This window comes from bacterium (assembly GCA_030697645.1).
In the GTDB taxonomy this organism is placed as follows: domain Bacteria; phylum Patescibacteriota; class Minisyncoccia; order Phycocordibacterales; family VMGT01; genus JAUYPI01.
In genome coordinates this window covers 21428-38961 of sequence record JAUYPI010000020.1, presented here as the reverse complement: position 1 = coordinate 38961, position 17534 = coordinate 21428, and the positions used below count along the sequence as shown (strand labels likewise).

Below are 17534 nucleotides of genomic sequence, written 5' to 3'. Positions count from 1 at the left end.
CAACAATTTCCAAACAAATTCCAATGATTCAAATTTCAATTTCCAAACACGACGTGCGTGTTTGAGATTTGATGCATTGGAATTTGAAATTTGTTTGGAGCTTGTTGGTTGGAGCTTGGAATTTATTTGGATTGGAGCTTGTTTTTTGGAGCTTGGAGCTTTCGCACGACGGGGGACATCGGATGTCAGACAAAAAAACGTGGCAAACGCGTCATTTATTAGACCTCTTACAAGAGGTCTAGTGGTTATTTAAACACGTTTGCCTTTTGCGCTTTCGCAAATACGGCGCCGATTTCCTCCACAATCTCATCCCGATGCTTCTCCACAAAATATCCAAACGAAAACTCTCGTTCACGACCGCCCCAGATCAAACGGCAGCCGCCGACTGCCGCCGGATCAGTATGGAAATCGATCAGGGCGCGCGCGTCTACATACTCCCGCACCCATGCTCCGAGGCGCACCGTCTCTTCATCCGGCAGGCGCACGGGCGTTATGATACCGAGCACGGGTAGAGCCGAAACATCGCTCTCGACCGCACGCAGCGTACTATAGAGTGACTCGCGGGATAGCGCGCCTGCCCATGCGTCAAGCCAGGAACGAAGGGCGCTTCGCGTCTCCGCCTCAGCATCAGCCACGTCCAAAAATTCCTCAAGCCGCTCGCGCGTCGGCGTCGCGCCGCCTGCGAAAAAAGCCTCTTCAAGAAAACGCCGCATCAGCGCGATCCGCTCGTGCACGTCGCTCACGGTATAAGTCGTGGAAATAATAATGGCGGTGAAGTCCCGGGGCGTCTCGCTCATATTTTTGTGTAAAATTTACAATTTTCAATTTTACAATTTTCAATCAATTTTCAATTACTCAATTTTCAAACACGACGTCGTCCGTCATTGGACCATTGAAGCATTGGAAATTTTTTGAAAATTGAAAATTGTAAATTGAAAATTAGAATCTCGGCATTCAATACGGGCACTGTTTTTATAGGGTTGTTGCTTTATTATTATTTTTTTTACTTTCGAAGAACCCTTCCCTCCTCGCCTCCTCGAGCGCACGATAGACAAGCCGCGAGTGCTCAGCGAGCGAGAGCGACTCGGTGAGCGCGATGGCCGCCGTGCGTTCGACGAGCTCAACGATGTGCTCGTCAACGAGCCGCTGCCGCGCCTCGGTATATCCCGCGAGAGCGGAACGGATCTCACGGATCTCCTCGTCGACGCGCTCCCGGATGAGCGCCGCGGCGCTCCGTCCAAGATCGCGGAGTTCCTCCTCGGCACGTACGGCGTACTTCTCAAGTATTTGATCTCCGACCCCCTTGGCCCCCTCCCGCAGAGCGGTAAGGTCTCGGCGAAACCCCTCGAGAAACTGCTCGTGCGCGCGCACCGCATCGGTAAGCGATGCACGGCTGGTCTCTAGAATCTTCTCAAGTTCCCCCCTAACGCCTGAGAGCGTCTGCTCGTACGACTTCCGTGCCACCGCAACATCCGCGCTGAACTCCGCCGTCACGCGCTCCGTGAGTTTTCCAACCTCCTCACGCGAGAGCGCGTGGAGTTTCTGGTGCCGAACGCTCTCCCGCGCGTGCTCCTTGATGCTCGCGAGCTCAGCGCTCACGAAGAGACGTCGCGCCTGGCGCAGGGCACGATGGATGATGCGATTCGAGCGGCTCTCCGCGTGCTCCATACGAGCGCGGTAGTCCTCGGCGGCGTCGCGCTCGAGGGATGCCGCGCGCGCGCTCCGGCGCGCTGCGATGCGTAAGGCAAGCGCAAGCGCTCCAATGAGAAGCGCGGCAACGACGGCAAAAACACTTTGGGCATTCAAGATCGTGGACATATAACTCAAAACTCAAAGCGAAAAATGAAAAGCGAAAAACGAATTTACAAATTCCAAAAAACCCGTCTCCAAACAAATCTCAAACTCCAAATCTCAAACGTGCGTGTTTGGAAATTGGAATTTGAATCATTGGAATTTGTTTGGAGCTTGTTGGTTGGAAATTGGAGCTTACGTTTGGAGCTTGGAATTTTGCGCTGCTGTTTTACGCGCTGCGCTTTGCGTTTTAAACTTCTACAGCACAATAATCAGTATGCTCACCGCGAGCCCCGCCGCGGCGACGAACGTGACGAGGGCGATATTGGCCCCCATCATCACCTGAATCGAAGTCTTGGCAAGCGGATTACGGCCGATCGAGGTTATACCGGCAAGCAAATTTTTCTCGTACATCCGATAGGCAAAAAGCACCGTCGCGGCGGTCACGAGAGCGGCGGTGATGAAGCGCACGAGCGTGGCGAAGCGGAGCGGCTCGACGGAAAAAAACGACTCCGGGTCGCCGCCCGCCCCTACCTCCGCCGCAGAGCCCGCTCCTACGCCCTGATCCGAGAGCGCAACAATGATGGTACCGACGGCAACGGATGGCCCTTCTCCTCCGGCTGCATTCGGGAGTGTCGGGGCAAACGGCTCGCGCGCTATTGCAAACCGCACTGCCGCCGTATCGTCAACCGCGACGCGCATAGTCTTGCCCGGAATCGGTGAGAGCGTGAGCGCGTCGCCAACCGCGATCGGACCTCGAAGCGTTGAGACGTTGAGAAGCGTGGTGCCGTGCTGCACGATCGGCGTCGCTGTTGCGCTCGTGCGCAACAGAAGATGCGCGTCCGCTGCCACAACCCCGAACTCGCCGCTATCCCCGGCGAGTGCCCGCCGGAACGCCCCGAGCACCGCGTCAAATACCACGAGGTCTCCCGGCACGGCCTCGCTATCCTGGAGAGCTCTCGTCGCGACGATGGCGGTAAGCGGCGGCTCCTCACCATGCGCGAAATGGCTCGTCAGAAAAAGCGCGCTCCCGGCCGCAATAAAAACGACAGGTGAAAAAAAGATCAGGCGCACGGGTACGTTCCTCAACATTGTTTCATTCTACCAGATAGTACGCCTGCGCTGGCAGAGGAGTGTGGATAGAAAATCACGAACCGCCGAGCAAGCTCTGCGGTATGACGACGGACTACGGACTACGAACTACGACGCCATTTTGTGAGGTTTTTTTTGGTGCGATGCGGCGATTTACTTCACCGCAATTGCTTGTTCGAGCGCCGCGCGCAGGAGCTCTGGGTTCGCGGCGCCGCGGCTCTTCTTCATCCCCTGGCCGACCAAAAATTGGAGCGCGGCAGCTTTTCCGCTCTTAACGTCGCGCGCCGTATCCGGGTGCTCGGCGAGGAGCGAGCGGGCAAGCGCGGCTAGGGCGTCCGTGCCGCTCTCCTGCATGAGTCCCGCGCTCTCTCCGATACGCCGCGGCTCGCCTCCCTCCCGCGTCATTATTTTTAACACCTCTTTTGCACCGCGCGAGGAGAGTTCGTTGCGACCGGCCATACGCATGAGCTCCAAAAACGACTCCGGCGTCAGTCGGTCAAAAACGCTGTCCCCTACCTCCTCACGGATACCGGCGACGTCTGAAACTATATAATTCGACGCCCGCACAAGAAGCGCCGAATCGCCGCCCGCGAGTGTCCCCAACGCGTCAAAAAACTCGCCCGCCTTTCTGTCTCCCACATAGTACGCGGCGTCCTCCTCGCTAAGCCCGAGCGCGCGGTAGCGTGCGCGGCACGCCTCTGGAAGCTCCGGAAGCGACGCGCGGATGCTCTCGGGCGAAAATTCCGGCAGCTCATCGAGCCGGAGCTTTGGTACGTCAGGATCAGGAAAGTAACGATAGTCGTGCGAATCCTCCTTGAGACGCTGCGAAAAAGTTTTGCTACCCGCCTCATCCCACCCGCGCGTCTCCTGTCGAACCTTCTCGCCCCGCTCGAGCACTACCGCCTGTCGCTCGATCTCGTAGTCAATCGCGCGCCGCAGCGCGCGCACCGAATTGAGATTCTTAACTTCAACCTTGGTCCCCAGCGGTGCATCATTCTCTCCCCACTCTCCACTTTCTACTTTCAACTTTCTTCGTACACTAATGTTCGCCTCAAGCCGCATCTCCCCTTTCTCCATGTTTGCGCCGCTCGCGCCGAGGGAGCGGAGCAGGAGCTGGAGCTCACGGGCAAATCGTGCTGCCACATCCGGCGAGTGGATTACTGGCTCGGTGACAAGCTCCATAAGTGGTACCCCGGCGCGGTTGAAATCAAGAGCGCTCGCATCGCCGCTCTCACTGTGCTGCGAGCGTGCAGTGTCTTCTTCAAGGTGCACCCGTGTGACGAGGACCCCGGCGAGCATGCCGCCGAGGACAAGGGGGTGCGCGTACTGGCTGATCTGATAGCCCTTAGGAAGATCGGGATAAAAATAGTTTTTGCGGTCGAACTCGGAGAATGTCGCGAGTGTGCCGCCGATTGCAGCGCCCACGCGCAGCACATGCCGCACCGCCGCGCCATTCAGCACCGGAAGAGTCCCCGGGTGTGCAAGACACACGGGGCATATATTTCGGTTCGCCTCACGTTCATCAGGGTCGTTCCGCGACGAACAAAAAAGCTTCGTCGTGGTCGCGAGCTCCGCGTGAACCTCAAGGCCTATGGTAGGCTCGTACGCGGTCTCCATATTTCCCTCACGCACTAACGTTGAGACGCTTTTTTACAAGCGCGAGAATCTGCTCGAGCCGCTGCTCGTGCTTAATGAGAAAATCAACCGGCCCGCTCTCAAGCGTCTTAGAAAGCGACTCCACATCATCACGGTTCGTCAGGATAATCGTTGGCGTATCGACAAGTGCGCTCTCTAGGCGCGCCCGACGCAAAAGTTCTGTGCCGTCAAGCTTCGGGAGCGTGAGATCGAGAATCATAAGATCCGGTGGCGACTTTTTGGCGAGGGCAAGACCCATCTCACCGTCACTCCCGATAGCAACCGCAAACCCTGCCCCCACCAGGGCATCACCGAGCGCTTTTGACAGCATCTCATCGTCTTCGACTAGTAAAATATGCTTCTTGTCTTCCTGCATAAAAAACGCAAAACGCTTGCCGCTCATTCTCCACTATACCGCACCCGCAACGTATACGCCACGTACCTCCTGTGGAAAGATGCGACCTATCGCGCCCTGGGCCAGATTCCTGCCGCTCTCGGGTAGAGTTTGGTGAGCGGGTGCTCGCCGCACTCGTGCTTTCGCGCCGGACAGAAGTGACGGCCGTAATCAATCAGACGGTAGGTTATGGTAAACCACTCACACTGAGGCAGAAGCTCCATCAAATCTCGCTCGATCCTCTGCGGGTCGCGGGAGTCCGAGAGATTAAACTTCTGCGCGAAACGCTTCACGTGCGTATCGACCGCGACTCCTACAACGATACCACAGGCATTGCCGAGAATCACGTTCGCGGTTTTCCGCGCGACGCCGGGGAGTAAGAGAAGCTCCTCCATACTGCATGGTACCATGCCGCCGAAACGCTCCTTCAGTATCCGCGCCGCGGCAAGGATGTTCTTCGCTTTAGCGCGGAAGAAGCCGGTCTCGCGGATGTCTTGCTCGAACTCGCGCGGATCCCCTCGAATGTAGTCTTCAAGTGTTCGATACTTTTTGAAAAGCCGTGCCGTGACCTCGTTTACTTTTTTGTCCGTACACTGGGCCGAAAGCACCACCGCGACCGCGAGCTCCCAGTGATTACTGTAATTGAGCGCGATTCTGGCGTTAGGAAGTAATTCCTTGAGCGCCCGCGCTATCGCGCGGGCGCGACGCTTTCGTTCCGCAAACACCGCCGTCGCCGCGTTGGTACCACTCGTTGCCTGCTTTTTTCTTCGTGCGTGCATGATCGTTCTCAAATCCGAAACAAAAGTCTACGACATTTGACCTGTAACATTTGACCGTTGACCACTAACGAGAGCGTTTGTCGTCGTCAAATGTCAAAGGTCACATGTCAAATGTTACGCGATTTCGTGCTTCGATATTCACAATGCTATGCGCTTTTTGAACTCCTCAACCATCGGCACCCCCGTGCTCTCAAGACCGTAATTCGCGGCCGTATAGAGAGCCGCCCAGCTGGCGAGAATGAGCGAGGAGAAAATTTTCTCAAACCCGCCTCCGCTGGCAAGCGCTATCGTCTGCACCGGAAGACCTCGCACGCGATAGAGCTGCTCAAGCACTGCCATGCGCTTTACGATTCGCGGCTCATCTGCCGGGTCCTTGAGAAAAATGAAAGCGAACGGCGCGTTCAGGCCCTCACGGATGTCCTCAAAACGGGGCCCACCGCTCTCCGGCGTATCGAATCCGGTCATTTCATTATGATTGAGCTCGGGAAAGACATGGCAGAACGCGGGGATCTTCCCCGTTTCGTTAAATGTAATCTTCCACGTATAGGCGAGCGGCAGGTTCACGGTCGAAGCGTAGACCACCGGCACTTTGCCGACGAGCGCCTCGGCGAGTGCCTGGCCTTCACTTTCAAAGGCGCTTGGGTGAAAAGTCTCCGCAAGCGCGGTGAGGCTCGTGAGGGCCGATTCGTCTCCGGCGAGCTTCGCCAGCGCTTTTATCATCAAGCCCACGGCCATGCGCGGCTGGATCCCTGTGCTTGGCAGTACGATGTGCGGCGCCCCGTGCTCACGCGCGAGCTCAAGGAGCTTTCCGCTGGTCGTGACTGCAGCGACATGAAGCCCTGCTTTCCGCGCGCACTCGAAAGCGTCGATCGTCTCCTCGGTGTTGCCCGAGTAGGAGCTTGCGACGATTAAACTCTCGCGGAGAAAATACTCGGGCACTCGAGGCAGGCCGTAGTCCCGATGCACCAAGAGATCAACCCGCGGATTATGCACCCGCAAAAGTCCAGCCGCAAGCGCCGAGCCGCCCATGCCGCAGAGGATAAATTTCTCCGTCCGCAGCAAGCCGTCACCATTTTCTATTACTGGCTCAAAACAAAATTGTGTATGAAATTGGCGAATTGATTCTTCCATTTTTCGCAGAATTGCGCAGACTGGACGCAGACTAATGCAGAACACGTCAAGAAACAATCGCGCGGAGCAAAGAAAGGGGGCGGTTGCAAAAAACGTCCGGTGTGTGTACTATATCGTAGGATTCGTTCCACGCGCAATGCTATGCGCTGCACAATGAAAAACCTGTAGAAGAAAGGAAATCGATGAAAAGGAGGGAAGAGAATATTTTTGCGTGTCTCGCGCGACAAAAGTACGGTGAGCCATACGAGTGGGACATGCAGCAGATCGCGCTCGCTGACGTCCGCCAGCTCATTGGCGACCTTGAGGGCAAAAAAGTGAACGCGGAGGAAGCATGCCGGCAAATACTCGAGAACACGCGCGCGTTTCACTACCACTATCTCGCCGTACAGACGCTGCGGGAACTTGGACGAGAGCAGAAGCTTTCAGTTCACGGCGCAAAAACGCTACTCCACTCGACGGCGTACACGACTGCGTACTTCAGCAACACGGAAAATGGCCATACGTTCGAAGAGAACGTACGCTCCGTGCTTGCAGTACAAGCGAATGTATCCCCGGTCGTGCAGTACGTCAAAAAGTATCTGCTCGACAGGCGGGAACTTCGGAATTGGCGCTTTCAGGCGTTCATGGCCGCAGGCCAGATAGCCGAGTGTTGGGGAGAGTCAAAAGTGCCGATTGTACTCAAACGCGCTCTTAGACTCGAAGCAGAAAACGAAGAAAATTCGACTCGAAAACAACAATTTGAGGAGGTGCTTAAAAGCACACTCAACGCATAGCGCCTCCACGATCCGAGATGCACACGGGCAGCCTACGGCTGCCCGTTCCATTTTTTATGCAAGCCAACTCTTAAAGACAGTGCCACGAGTCTCTACTTTGCGATGATGCTCTTTTTATACACCTCCAAGTGCTCAAGAGCGATACCGGTGCCTTTAGCAACACAGTAGAGGGGGTCTTCGGCAAGCCGAGCGCTGACACCCGTGCGGCGGAAGACGAGCTCGGGCATGTTCCGCAGGAGCGAGGAGCCGCCGGACATGATGATCCCCTGGTCAATGATGTCCGCGGCAAGTTCCGGCGGCGTCTCGTGGAGCACATCTTTAATCGCCTTGATCATCTGGTGGAGCTCGCGGACGAGCGCTTTAACCACCTCGTTCGTGCGCACCTCGGCGGAGCGCGGCAGGCCGGAGAGATAATCGCGCCCCTTGATCGTCTGCACGAGCTCCTCCTCGACCGAGACCGCCGAGCCGACGCCGATCTTGATGTCCTCGGCGGTCTTCTCGCCGATCGCGAGATTAAATTGTTTTTTCACATAGTCCACGATCGCAGCATCAAGACGATTGCCCGCGCACTTCACCGAGGTCGAGGCAACGATGCCGCCAAGCGAGATCACCGCGACGTCGGTCGTGCCGCCGCCGATATCCACCACCATGTGTCCGCGCGCCTCGTGGATCGGGATCCCGGCGCCAATCGCAGCAAGGATCGGCTCCTTCACGACAAACGCCCGCCGCGCGCCGGCCTTGAGAGCGGCCTCAATCACCGCCCGCCGCTCGGTCGAAGTCACCCCGGCGGGGACTGAGACGATCACCTCCGGTCGGAAGAGATTAAACCTGCCGAGCGACTTGTCTATATAGTAGCGGAGCATCGCCTCGGTAACGCGATAGTCCGCAATCACGCCGTCCTTCATGGGGCGGTACGCGACAATGCTGTCCGGCGTGCGCCCGACCATCTCCTTTGCCTCGAGCCCAACCGCGAGCACCCGATTCTCCCCCACGGAGACCGCGACGACCGACGGCTCATTCAGCACCACGCCGCGCCCGGGGATGTATACCAGTGTGTTCGCGGTCCCGAGATCAATACCGAGTTTTTTTGAAAAGAAAGCCATGCCGTAGCATCATTACAGCGCACTCTGCATAAAATGTAAACGAATGCGTTGTAAGTGCCACGCCCACACATTCGCCCCTACGACCTACCCGAAGTGGCGCTGTATGAAATTTACAATAATTCACGATCGTTGAATTATTGTAAATTTTGGATGCTATGTTTGTACTTGCTACGTTTGTGAGACATTAGACCTCTTGCATAACCCGCTCCTGCTGCAATTTTTAATTTTTGGCTGCGACTTCGTCAATCTTCGCAAAATGACTCTCGCCGTACAACAAGTACGCCGTCGAGTCATTTTGCTCGCTTTCCTCGTCTCGCTCAAAAATCAAAAATTTCGCCACGAAACGGGTTATGCAAGAGGTCTATTTATTTCCCCCACTCGTCTCGCGTCTCACCCGAGAGGAGAGCAGTAGCAAGCCACGCCCAGTTTTGATCGTAATAGCTCGTGCGCTCACCCCAAAAACCTTCGGCGTTGAACGTAGCGTCAAAAATGCGCCGTTCGATCTCGTGCGCGAGGTCCGGGTTCGTTCGGAAGAGTGCGCTGATGGCGCCTGCGACAGGAGCGAGGTCGCCGTGCACGAGAAGCCGTACTCCATCCGTGCGACGATACACGCTTGCAAAAGTGTCGTGCTCTTGCCACTCGCGCTCAAAAAACGGCGCGACCGATCGAAGGTAACGCTCCGCGCGCGGTTCTTTAAACCAGAGCGCATCGAGCGCCACCCGCCAGAGCGCACGAAATGCATCGTATCCGTACGCATCTGCGTGTGTGCTGATGTAGTGCGCGGCAGAGAGGAGTGCTCCCGTCTCTCCGTCGAGAAGCGTCCAGTTCGGCGGGAGCCCCGTCAGATTGCCTCGGGCAGACTCGCTCCCGAGACGCTCAAGAAGCGCGTAGGAATCCTTCGCAAGCGCGAGCCAGTCGTGCTCTGGGTCGGCTTCTGCAAAAAGTCGGTATGCGGCGGGTGATAAGTAGGAGGGGTTAAGAAGGTACCCATCCGGCCGCGCTGCACCCGGACCTGCCGTAAGATAGTATCTGCCAGCGACCCGCACTACCTCCCTCCGCCAGATATCCCGGATTATCTCCTCTGCCGCAGTGCGGTACGCATCCTCACCCCACCTCCGATGCGCGAGAAGAAGCGCAAGCGCGATATCTTGATCCGCGTCGGACGCGGCTTCAGAATCAAGCACGCGCTCAACACCGTTTTCCCCTCTCCCCCAACGCCAGGAAAACAGATGGTCTACGCCACGGAACTCAAGGTGGTCGCGCGTCCACGCGAAGAGACCGTCGAACATCGGGCGGTCATCCATCCAGACCGCGCGCAAGAGCGCGTATGCCTGACCCTCGGATGTCGTGATGCCATTCCACGGATCCACAACTTGCCCGTAATTTTTAATGAACGCATCTTTGTAGTACGTCCATGCTCTCTCGAGTTCGATCCGCCGTTCGTCGTGCACTTCGTAGAGCTGCGCCCAGTCGCCGTTCGTGCTGACGTCATCCTCAAGGTCAAGGTAGCTTGTCGTGCTCGCCGTCCAGTCTTTAATGAGATCGGCGTGCGCGAGCGCCTCACGGAGAAACACCTGCCCGCCGCCCTGCATTTGCCGCACCATCTCATGGGAGAGCGCGACATACTCGAGCGCTCGCGGATCGTTGCCAAACACGCCGACGCGCACCGCAGGATCCGTTTCAATCTGCCAAAACCAATGCGCGTTTGGAAACACCCGCTCACCGGAGGATGAGCGTGTATCATGGAGATCAAGATAGGCATATTGATCTATCGCAATGAAAGACCGAGCGAGAAGGTGCTCCTTTATATACGCAACCGCCTCGCGCTGGTTTCTTGTCTCGTTGCGCGTATATGGCGCAAATATAGACAATGGATGCGGAAAAAGAACGGCTATGCCCACAACTGTGCCGAGAAAAAAAATGACGGCGGCTCCCGCCCTGATGCGGCGAGTACGTTGGGAAAGCCTCCCAAGCCAGAGGAGCAGCTCCTCAGAGCACATCGCAATCACGAGTGAGAGCAGCGGCAAAAGCGGCAGCACGTAAAAATCGAGCACGAGCTTGCCGCGCAGCAGGAACGCCCACGCTGAGAGCGAGAGGAATGAGGCAGAGCGAAACGCCGGGCGCCTCACGGCCAATACGACGCCCGCGAGCGTAGCCATCGCGCCAAATATAATAATGAAGGCATCGCGCTCGACCCACGTGAGAAACGCTCCGGCGAAGTCGCTGGCACTGCTCCAGAAGGGAGCCGCGGCGCCTCGACCGAGATGCATCGCAAGCGTGCCGATGAGGCTCACGTGTGCTCCTGCCTCCCCTGCTCGGCTTCCGACAAAGAGCTCGCCCTTGAGCAGGGCGTAGAGAAAATACGACGCGACGATACTGCCCCATGCTGTAAACCAAAGTGCGATACTGAAACGCCGGTTCGCCGCATCGGTGCGCGTGAAAAGCAGGTACAAAAACGGTGGAATGAAAAAAATTGCGTTCTCTTTTGTGAGGATTGCGAGGCCGAGGAGTAGTGCACTCCCGAGCACCGTGCGGAGCGTCAACCGCTCCCGAAGGAGAAGTGCCACGGAGCCGAGCGCAAGAAACGTCATCATGTTGTCGAGGAGCACGCGCCTCGCGTAGTAGAGCGCGAGCGGCGAGAGCGCAAAAAGAAACGCAGCGATCGTCGCAGCACGGAGAGTCCCCGCAAGCCGCCGCGTGATGTAAAAAAGCAGACCGACGCTTCCGACGTGAAGCACGAGCATGAATACGCGTCCAGAGTCAATCGCGGTTTGGCCGAACGTAAAAAATCCTCCGGATATTATTGCCCAAAAGGCGAGCAGGAATGTGCCACCCGGCGCATGGTCATACCAATACGTGTAGGGTGAGAGTGACCCGTCGCGAAGCAGGGACCACGCGCGCGAGAGGTATGTCCCCTCGTCGTTCTCATAATACGGGAAGTGGAACATGTTCACGCCGTGCGCCATGGCGGCGATCGCAAGAATGGCAAGAAGTAAAATTGTTGCACGCTTATACATGAGAGGATTCAATAATAATTTTCAATTTTCAATGATCAATTTTCAATCAATGACGCAATTTTTCAATTTTCAAACGCACGAGCAACGTCCGTGGTTTGAAAATTAATTCATTGAAAATTTACTGAAAATTGAGAATTGAAAATTGAAAATTTCGTTACGCATACTCCACCGCCCCTCGGTACGGCACGGGCTCAAGCGGTGCCGGTGCAGGTTGAGGCGCGAGAGGTGCTCGATGCGCATTCGTATGCGGCGTCTTCTCCCACGAAAGTTCCCCGCGCGCGAAACGATACACAGCACGAAACGCGGCCATACCAAGTACGACCTGAAAAGCATAAAAGCACAGTACGAGGCGCGCCGTGAGCCACCAAGGATGCAAGAGCTCAAAGCGACGAGTAAATTCACGAAGCCCTACGACATAGAGCGCGAGGTGCAACAGCGTGATTGCAAACGGCACGTTCGTCGCAAGGGCGATCCAAACAGGCGCTTTCGCCGCAGCAAACGTCCACATCGCAAACGGCGCATAGAAAAACATGACCGCCTGCGCCATGGCCCATAGAAGGACATACATCGCGAGCGCTTTCTGCCGAAGCGTCCTCAAGCCCCGCCAATCACCTTTGCGCACGATCTGGAGGAAGCCGAGGTTCCAGCGCGTGCGTTGGCGAATGAAGCTCCCGAGCGTCGGCGGCGCTTCCTCGCGCGTCACGTGCTCCTCATCATAAATGACGCTGATGCGCGCACCGCGCACGCTGAGACGCACGCCGATATCCGCATCTTCCGTGAGACACGTCGCGTCCCAACCGCCCACCTCCTGAAGGACGCTGCGACGAAAGAAGACCGTGTTGCCGCCGAGCGGCACGAAACCGCTGCGCGCAAAGACGTGGAGCGCCGACTTAAACCAAAAAAAGTACTCGAGCACGCAAAATGTTGCGTACCAGCGCGACGTATGATTCATAAGCTGAACGCCCGACTGGAGGACGTCGGCGCGATCCCGCTCAATAACCGTGTTTGCTATTCTATAGAGATCGCGATGCGGCTCATCCTCGGCATCAAAAATCACGACGACCTCACCCTCTGCCTCACGGAGTCCAATATTAAGCGCGTGCGGTTTATTAATCGGGTAGCCGTCGAAAACGACGAGGCGCACGCGCGCACTCGCGCCGAGTGCCTGAATCGCCTCGCGCGCCGCGCGGATAGTCTCACTGTCGTCCCTGCGGCAAATGACGAGCGCCTCGGTAAGATCAGAAGGATAGTCCATTGCGGCAACAGTCCGAATGGTCTCACCGATCACCGCCGACTCATACCGCGCAGGAATAAGCGCGGTAAACGAGAGCCGAGGCGCGAGGAACAAGCGCGGGGACCCTCGTCCTCGTGCTCGCTCCGGATCCTGCCACGCATCAAGCAGGAGGTACGCGTGGAAAAGTCCTTGAAGCGACATCCAAAAAGCAAACACGACGGCAATGCCCGCAAAAATTGATCCGCCGAGCGCAAACCCGAGAGAGAACGGCGCGAATAGCACGAACGCTGAGAATAGTGCGGCAGTAGACTTCTTTCGAAATCCATTTCGTAGCGAAATGTCTGCTTTCTCGGCAAGACGAGAAAAATGAGGTCTAATGAAAAACGCGCGGAGCCGAAGCCAGCCGATGCCCGGCGTCGTCGTATAGAGCCACGCGCAGTGATGCAAAAACGCGACTCCTTGCTTAAGTGTCGCCTTGCTTGTGCCGCGCTCGCGAGCGCGGAGCGTGTATGGTACATCAACGACGCGCGAGACAGCGCAGCGCACCATGATCTCCATCAGCATCTTATACCCGAGCGGCCGGAGCACGACGCCGTCGATGATCTCGCGGCGAAAGAGGTAAAATCCGCCCCCCGGATCACTCGAGAGCCGGAGCGGTTTGAATAGAAACTGCGCGAGATACTTCGAGCCGACCGAGACCGCCTTACGGTACATATTGTCAAGACCTGCGGTACCGCTGCCTCCCACGATATATCGACTCGCAACAACGACGTCAGCATCTTGCGTCCTCGCACGAGCGAGTAACTCGGAAATTTTCTCCGGTGGGTGTTGCAAGTCTGCATCAAGACAGCAGATATAGGTGCCGCGCGCTTCATGAAAACCGTCTCTATACGCGCCGGCGAGACCGTCTCGCAACTCCCGCGGCCGGTGCAGCAGCCGCACGCGCGGATCGCGTTTCCCCTCGGAAAGCACGATCTCTGGGGTCGAATCAGTGCTATCGTCAACGAACAGCACTTCGTAGTCGCACGCGCCATCAATCGCTCTCCGCAGCGCGGCGAGGAACGGAAGTACATTGACTTCCTCGTTAAAGGTGGGGGTGACGATGGTGAGAAGGGGGGAGTTCATAAATACTCAAGACTCAAGACAGTGCATCGATATTAAACGTCAAAGCTCGCATATCGTGTCGGAATTTTCAATTATCAATTATCAATTTTCAATTATCAATTTTCAATCAATTTTGCAATGAATCAATTTTCAAACACGACGTCGTCCGTCATTGAGTCATTGAAAATTTATTGAAAATTGAAAATTTGCTTAACCAACCATTATGCCCAACGCCGAAAAAATTACCGCGCCTCAAACACTTCGACGTCTTCAATAGCAAGTATCGTGTACCCCGCCTCCGGCTCCCACGTTTTGAGCGCAATGCCGCCGCGCTCGGGCAGAGGGGCGTCTGCGAGAATGGTGCCGCTGAGTACCGCCTCGCCATTATGGAGACATGCGATGCTATCTCCGACAACGCGCACGCCGATCTCAATATCGCGCCACGACTCAAAATACGGCAGAGGCAGAGCGCCGCTCCAGCTCGAAACCTGGCTCATCTCGCCGTCATGAATGTTCCTGATTTCCGCATGAAGGTGTGTGCTGTGCAGATTCCACGCGCACGCGAGATAGTTGCGCTCATCGGCAAATCGCACAATCGTTTCAATCGTAGAGGCCCCACGATGCCAATTGAGACGCATCGCTGTCTCGTAATCGCGCCAGTGCCCGCTCCCCACAAGCTCGATCAGCGTCGCAGTTTCCGGTTGTTTTGTCTCAATGCGAAGCACTCCGTCCTCAAAGCGGTGCTCGCCGTACGCGCTCTTCCAGTCACTCCAGGCAGGCGCCGCACGGTAGAGCGATGGCGCACCGAAAACGTCCGCGAGTAAAACGGGCTGCACCGGCGACGGAGGCATGGGGAGGAAGCGCGTCGAGCCGATCCCAGGAGTAATGTAAATCTGGTCGAGCATCACGCTCGCTCGCGAGTCGCTGACAATGGCAAAACCAGTCGTCGTCCCCCACGCGGCGCGGAGATCAGCGAGGGGGATCCGCGCCTCTTCCCAAACCCCGCGCGAGAGTACGCCCCCAGCTACATAGCTCGCGAGAGCAACCGCGCCGAGTCCTTGGCCCGGCTGCTCGAAAAACTCGACTGAAAGAATTGGGGGGGTCTCGTCATCCGTCCTAATCGAGAGCGCGAGCACGTCATTAACGTACGGTGCAAAACCAGCGGTGTGAAAATAAAGTCCGGCCCACGGCGCGAGAAACCGCGCCTCGAGTAAGCGCTCCCCGGCTGGCGCATCACTCCCTGCGACATGCTCGCGCTCTACACTCCAAGACCAGTCATCCCAACCTGGTGTAAGACCGTCGTCGAAAATCGGCGCTGTGGCTCCCGTGCGAAACGGTCCCGGAGGGATACGCTCGTCCGGCATTTTCGCCACGGAGTCGCGAGCATATACTTCTGTCTCCGAAAATACGCCGCTCGTAGACGCGAGGGCGCGACCAGAAAGCGCAGCGAGGCCGTAGGAAATGCCTCGTGCCCCGCCCTCCCGAGCGATGAGGCGAGGTTCGGGGGTACGTGCTGGATTATTCAGTCTCACTTGGCTCACCTCTCGATGTAGTCCGCGAACTACCTGAGGAGGATAATCGTCGCCGCCGACGAGCATGTACGCCATGAGAACCCGCATGGTCGCCGCGCCCAAAAATATACCGAGCGCAACGCAGAGCAGCCCGGCAAACATGCCGCCGTAATTGATTCTGCGCCGCCCTGTTTCCATACATTGGATAACAAATCCGAGACATTGATGTCCCCCGTCTTCTTGAAATCCGAATATCGAAGCACGAAATTCGAAACAAATCCGAATGACCAAAATTCAAACGCTCAAAACACGACGCTCGTGTTTCGGACATTGGAACATTTTGATTTCGATATTGTTTCGGATTTCGATATTCGTATTTCGAATTTCGTCAAGCCCGACCACGCGGAACTCCGGGAGAGGCACAATAAACTTCCCCCCACGTTCGAGGAATGTACGTTCGCGCTCAAGAAACTCGGGCATGAAATGCCACGGCAGAGCGAGAAAGTAGTCAGGATTCTCGGAGCGCGCTTCAACCTCGGAAATTATAGGGATGTCCGTCCCGACGGTGCGTAAGCCCCATTTCAGTTGGTTGCGCTCGGCCGCTCCTCTAATGAGGCGTGTGTCGAGGTCGAAATACTGAAGTAACGTATTCCCCTTCGTTGAAGCGCCATAGACATAAATTTGCTTTCCTGCCGCAACCTCGCGCGCGAGGAAGCTGACGAGCTCAGCCCTGACACGCTCCACGCGCGAAGCAAAGGCGAGATACGGTGCGGGCGTCTCGAGAGCGAGCAGAACCTCATCAATCCGGAGCGCCGCAACGCGCTCGTGCCCGTCCGTCGTGTAAGGAGCCCGCGCTCCACGATGACGCACATAGGTGCGAAAACTGCCGCCATTGACCTCGTTAAGTTCAACGTCAAATATCTCGAGACCATGCCGTGCGAGAAGGAATTCGAGCGACCCGAGCGCATAATACTCAAGGTGCTCATGACAAATGTTATCGAATGCATTCTGTGAGAGCATGAGCGGCAAGTAGCTCATCTGAATAATCGCGAGTCCATCCGGCGCGAGAACCGAGGCAAGATCGGCAACAAAGGCGTTCGGATCCTCAAGGTCATAGAACATCGCGATCGCGGTTACGACTTTTGCGCGCCGCGCCGGGAAACGCGCAAAAAATGATCGTGTGTTAAAAAAATCGCTGATGATGCTCGCGCCGCCGACCTCGGCATCCACGCGCAAATTCCGCGCGGGCTCAAAGCCCGCGCGGATGACGCCGCGCGCTCGGTAACTCCGAAGGAGTGTGCCGTCGTTGGCGCCGATGTCGAGCACGATATCACCGCGCTGGGGCACCGCGATCTCTTCTGCCCTCCGAGCAATCGCGGCAAGCTCGCTACGCATGCTCACATTTGTGCCGGAGCGGTACCAATACGCGCGGTAGAGCGCATCCTGATCCACGCTGTGCCGAAGTTGCACGAGTCCGCAGCCGCCCCGCTCTCTCGCACAGAGTACGAGCTCAAGCGGCGCGCGCGTACCCGAGAGGCCTGCGTCAATAAAATTAGAAACAAACAACTCCCCGAGTGAGAGCACATCGAGGAATGCCGCCGCGCCGCATACGCGACATGACGCGCGCGTTGTATAGGACAACGAATCTCGCAGGGAAGAAGCCATATCGTTCAGATACGCGCCTTCGGTTTCCCCTGCCAGACAGCACGTTTATTTAGTACGAACAGTATACTACTGCGACGAGACAATTGTCAAAAAAACCAAAACGGACGCTCTAACAAAGGTCGCAGCGTCCGTTTTCCTTGCCTCCACGGCGTGTTGGAGTGCAATTACGATGATTTGCTTTTCTCGAAATCACACCCTGCCTGCTCTGGAGCACTAAGTGAGCCGTCGGGCTTCTGCTCGCCTGAATGATCTTTCATACTTGACAGCTTTTCAAATTTGTTTATCAATTAATTATCCACAGCAAT

General features: G+C 56.6%; 14 protein-coding genes. 2 read left to right on the top strand and 12 right to left on the bottom strand.

Translation table 11 applies throughout. The features are described from left to right. Positions 1 to 253 (top strand): hypothetical protein (locus tag Q8R39_04940; GenBank protein MDP3735736.1); only part of this gene is annotated, 253 nt, incomplete at its 5' end. Here the strand turns inward: Q8R39_04940 and Q8R39_04935 are convergent. From Q8R39_04935 to Q8R39_04905, 7 genes are all read right to left on the bottom strand, one after another. Beyond that, positions 246 to 797 (bottom strand): hypothetical protein, encoded by a 552-nt coding sequence (locus Q8R39_04935; GenBank protein MDP3735735.1) that lies wholly within the window; start codon positions 795 to 797, stop codon positions 246 to 248. The genes Q8R39_04940 and Q8R39_04935 overlap by 8 nt on opposite strands. A 175-nt stretch (positions 798 to 972) precedes the next feature. Continuing rightward, entirely contained in the window at positions 973 to 1818 is an 846-nt protein-coding gene (locus Q8R39_04930) for a hypothetical protein (GenBank protein ID MDP3735734.1), read from the bottom strand. Between the two features lie 231 nt (positions 1819 to 2049). Further along, entirely contained in the window at positions 2050 to 2883 is an 834-nt protein-coding gene (locus Q8R39_04925; protein MDP3735733.1) for a hypothetical protein, read from the bottom strand. Between the two features lie 153 nt (positions 2884 to 3036). Further along, positions 3037 to 4500 (bottom strand): Asp-tRNA(Asn)/Glu-tRNA(Gln) amidotransferase subunit GatB, encoded by a 1464-nt coding sequence (gene gatB / locus Q8R39_04920; GenBank protein ID MDP3735732.1) that lies wholly within the window; start codon positions 4498 to 4500, stop codon positions 3037 to 3039. Between the two features lie 7 nt (positions 4501 to 4507). Continuing rightward, positions 4508 to 4921 (bottom strand): response regulator, encoded by a 414-nt coding sequence (locus Q8R39_04915; GenBank protein ID MDP3735731.1) that lies wholly within the window; start codon positions 4919 to 4921, stop codon positions 4508 to 4510. Between the two features lie 59 nt (positions 4922 to 4980). Further along, positions 4981 to 5691, bottom strand: a complete 711-nt coding sequence (nth, locus tag Q8R39_04910; GenBank protein MDP3735730.1) for an endonuclease III — start codon at positions 5689 to 5691, stop codon at positions 4981 to 4983. Positions 5692 to 5829: 138 nt separating this feature from the next. After that, positions 5830 to 6822 (bottom strand): SIS domain-containing protein, encoded by a 993-nt coding sequence (locus tag Q8R39_04905; GenBank protein ID MDP3735729.1) that lies wholly within the window; start codon positions 6820 to 6822, stop codon positions 5830 to 5832. A gap of 182 nt (positions 6823 to 7004) precedes the next feature. Between Q8R39_04905 and Q8R39_04900 the strand changes: the two genes are divergently transcribed. Beyond that, positions 7005 to 7595 carry a hypothetical protein gene (locus tag Q8R39_04900; protein ID MDP3735728.1) on the top strand — a complete coding sequence of 197 codons (591 nt, stop codon included), beginning with the start codon at positions 7005 to 7007 and terminating at the stop codon, positions 7593 to 7595. Between the two features lie 92 nt (positions 7596 to 7687). Here Q8R39_04900 and Q8R39_04895 read toward each other — a convergent pair whose 3' ends face one another. From Q8R39_04895 to Q8R39_04875, 5 genes are all read right to left on the bottom strand, one after another. Next, positions 7688 to 8698, bottom strand: coding sequence for a rod shape-determining protein (locus Q8R39_04895; GenBank protein ID MDP3735727.1), 1011 nt, complete (start codon positions 8696 to 8698; stop codon positions 7688 to 7690). Between the two features lie 365 nt (positions 8699 to 9063). Beyond that, positions 9064 to 11715: a glycosyl hydrolase family 8 gene (locus tag Q8R39_04890; GenBank protein ID MDP3735726.1), complete on the bottom strand. Its 2652-nt coding sequence runs from the start codon at positions 11713 to 11715 to the stop codon at positions 9064 to 9066. A gap of 154 nt (positions 11716 to 11869) precedes the next feature. Beyond that, positions 11870 to 14074 (bottom strand): glycosyltransferase, encoded by a 2205-nt coding sequence (locus tag Q8R39_04885; GenBank protein MDP3735725.1) that lies wholly within the window; start codon positions 14072 to 14074, stop codon positions 11870 to 11872. Between the two features lie 221 nt (positions 14075 to 14295). Continuing rightward, positions 14296 to 15762, bottom strand: a complete 1467-nt coding sequence (locus Q8R39_04880; GenBank protein MDP3735724.1) for a hypothetical protein — start codon at positions 15760 to 15762, stop codon at positions 14296 to 14298. Between the two features lie 96 nt (positions 15763 to 15858). After that, positions 15859 to 17229: a class I SAM-dependent methyltransferase gene (locus Q8R39_04875; GenBank protein ID MDP3735723.1), complete on the bottom strand. Its 1371-nt coding sequence runs from the start codon at positions 17227 to 17229 to the stop codon at positions 15859 to 15861. Between the last annotated feature and the right edge of the window lie 305 nt (positions 17230 to 17534).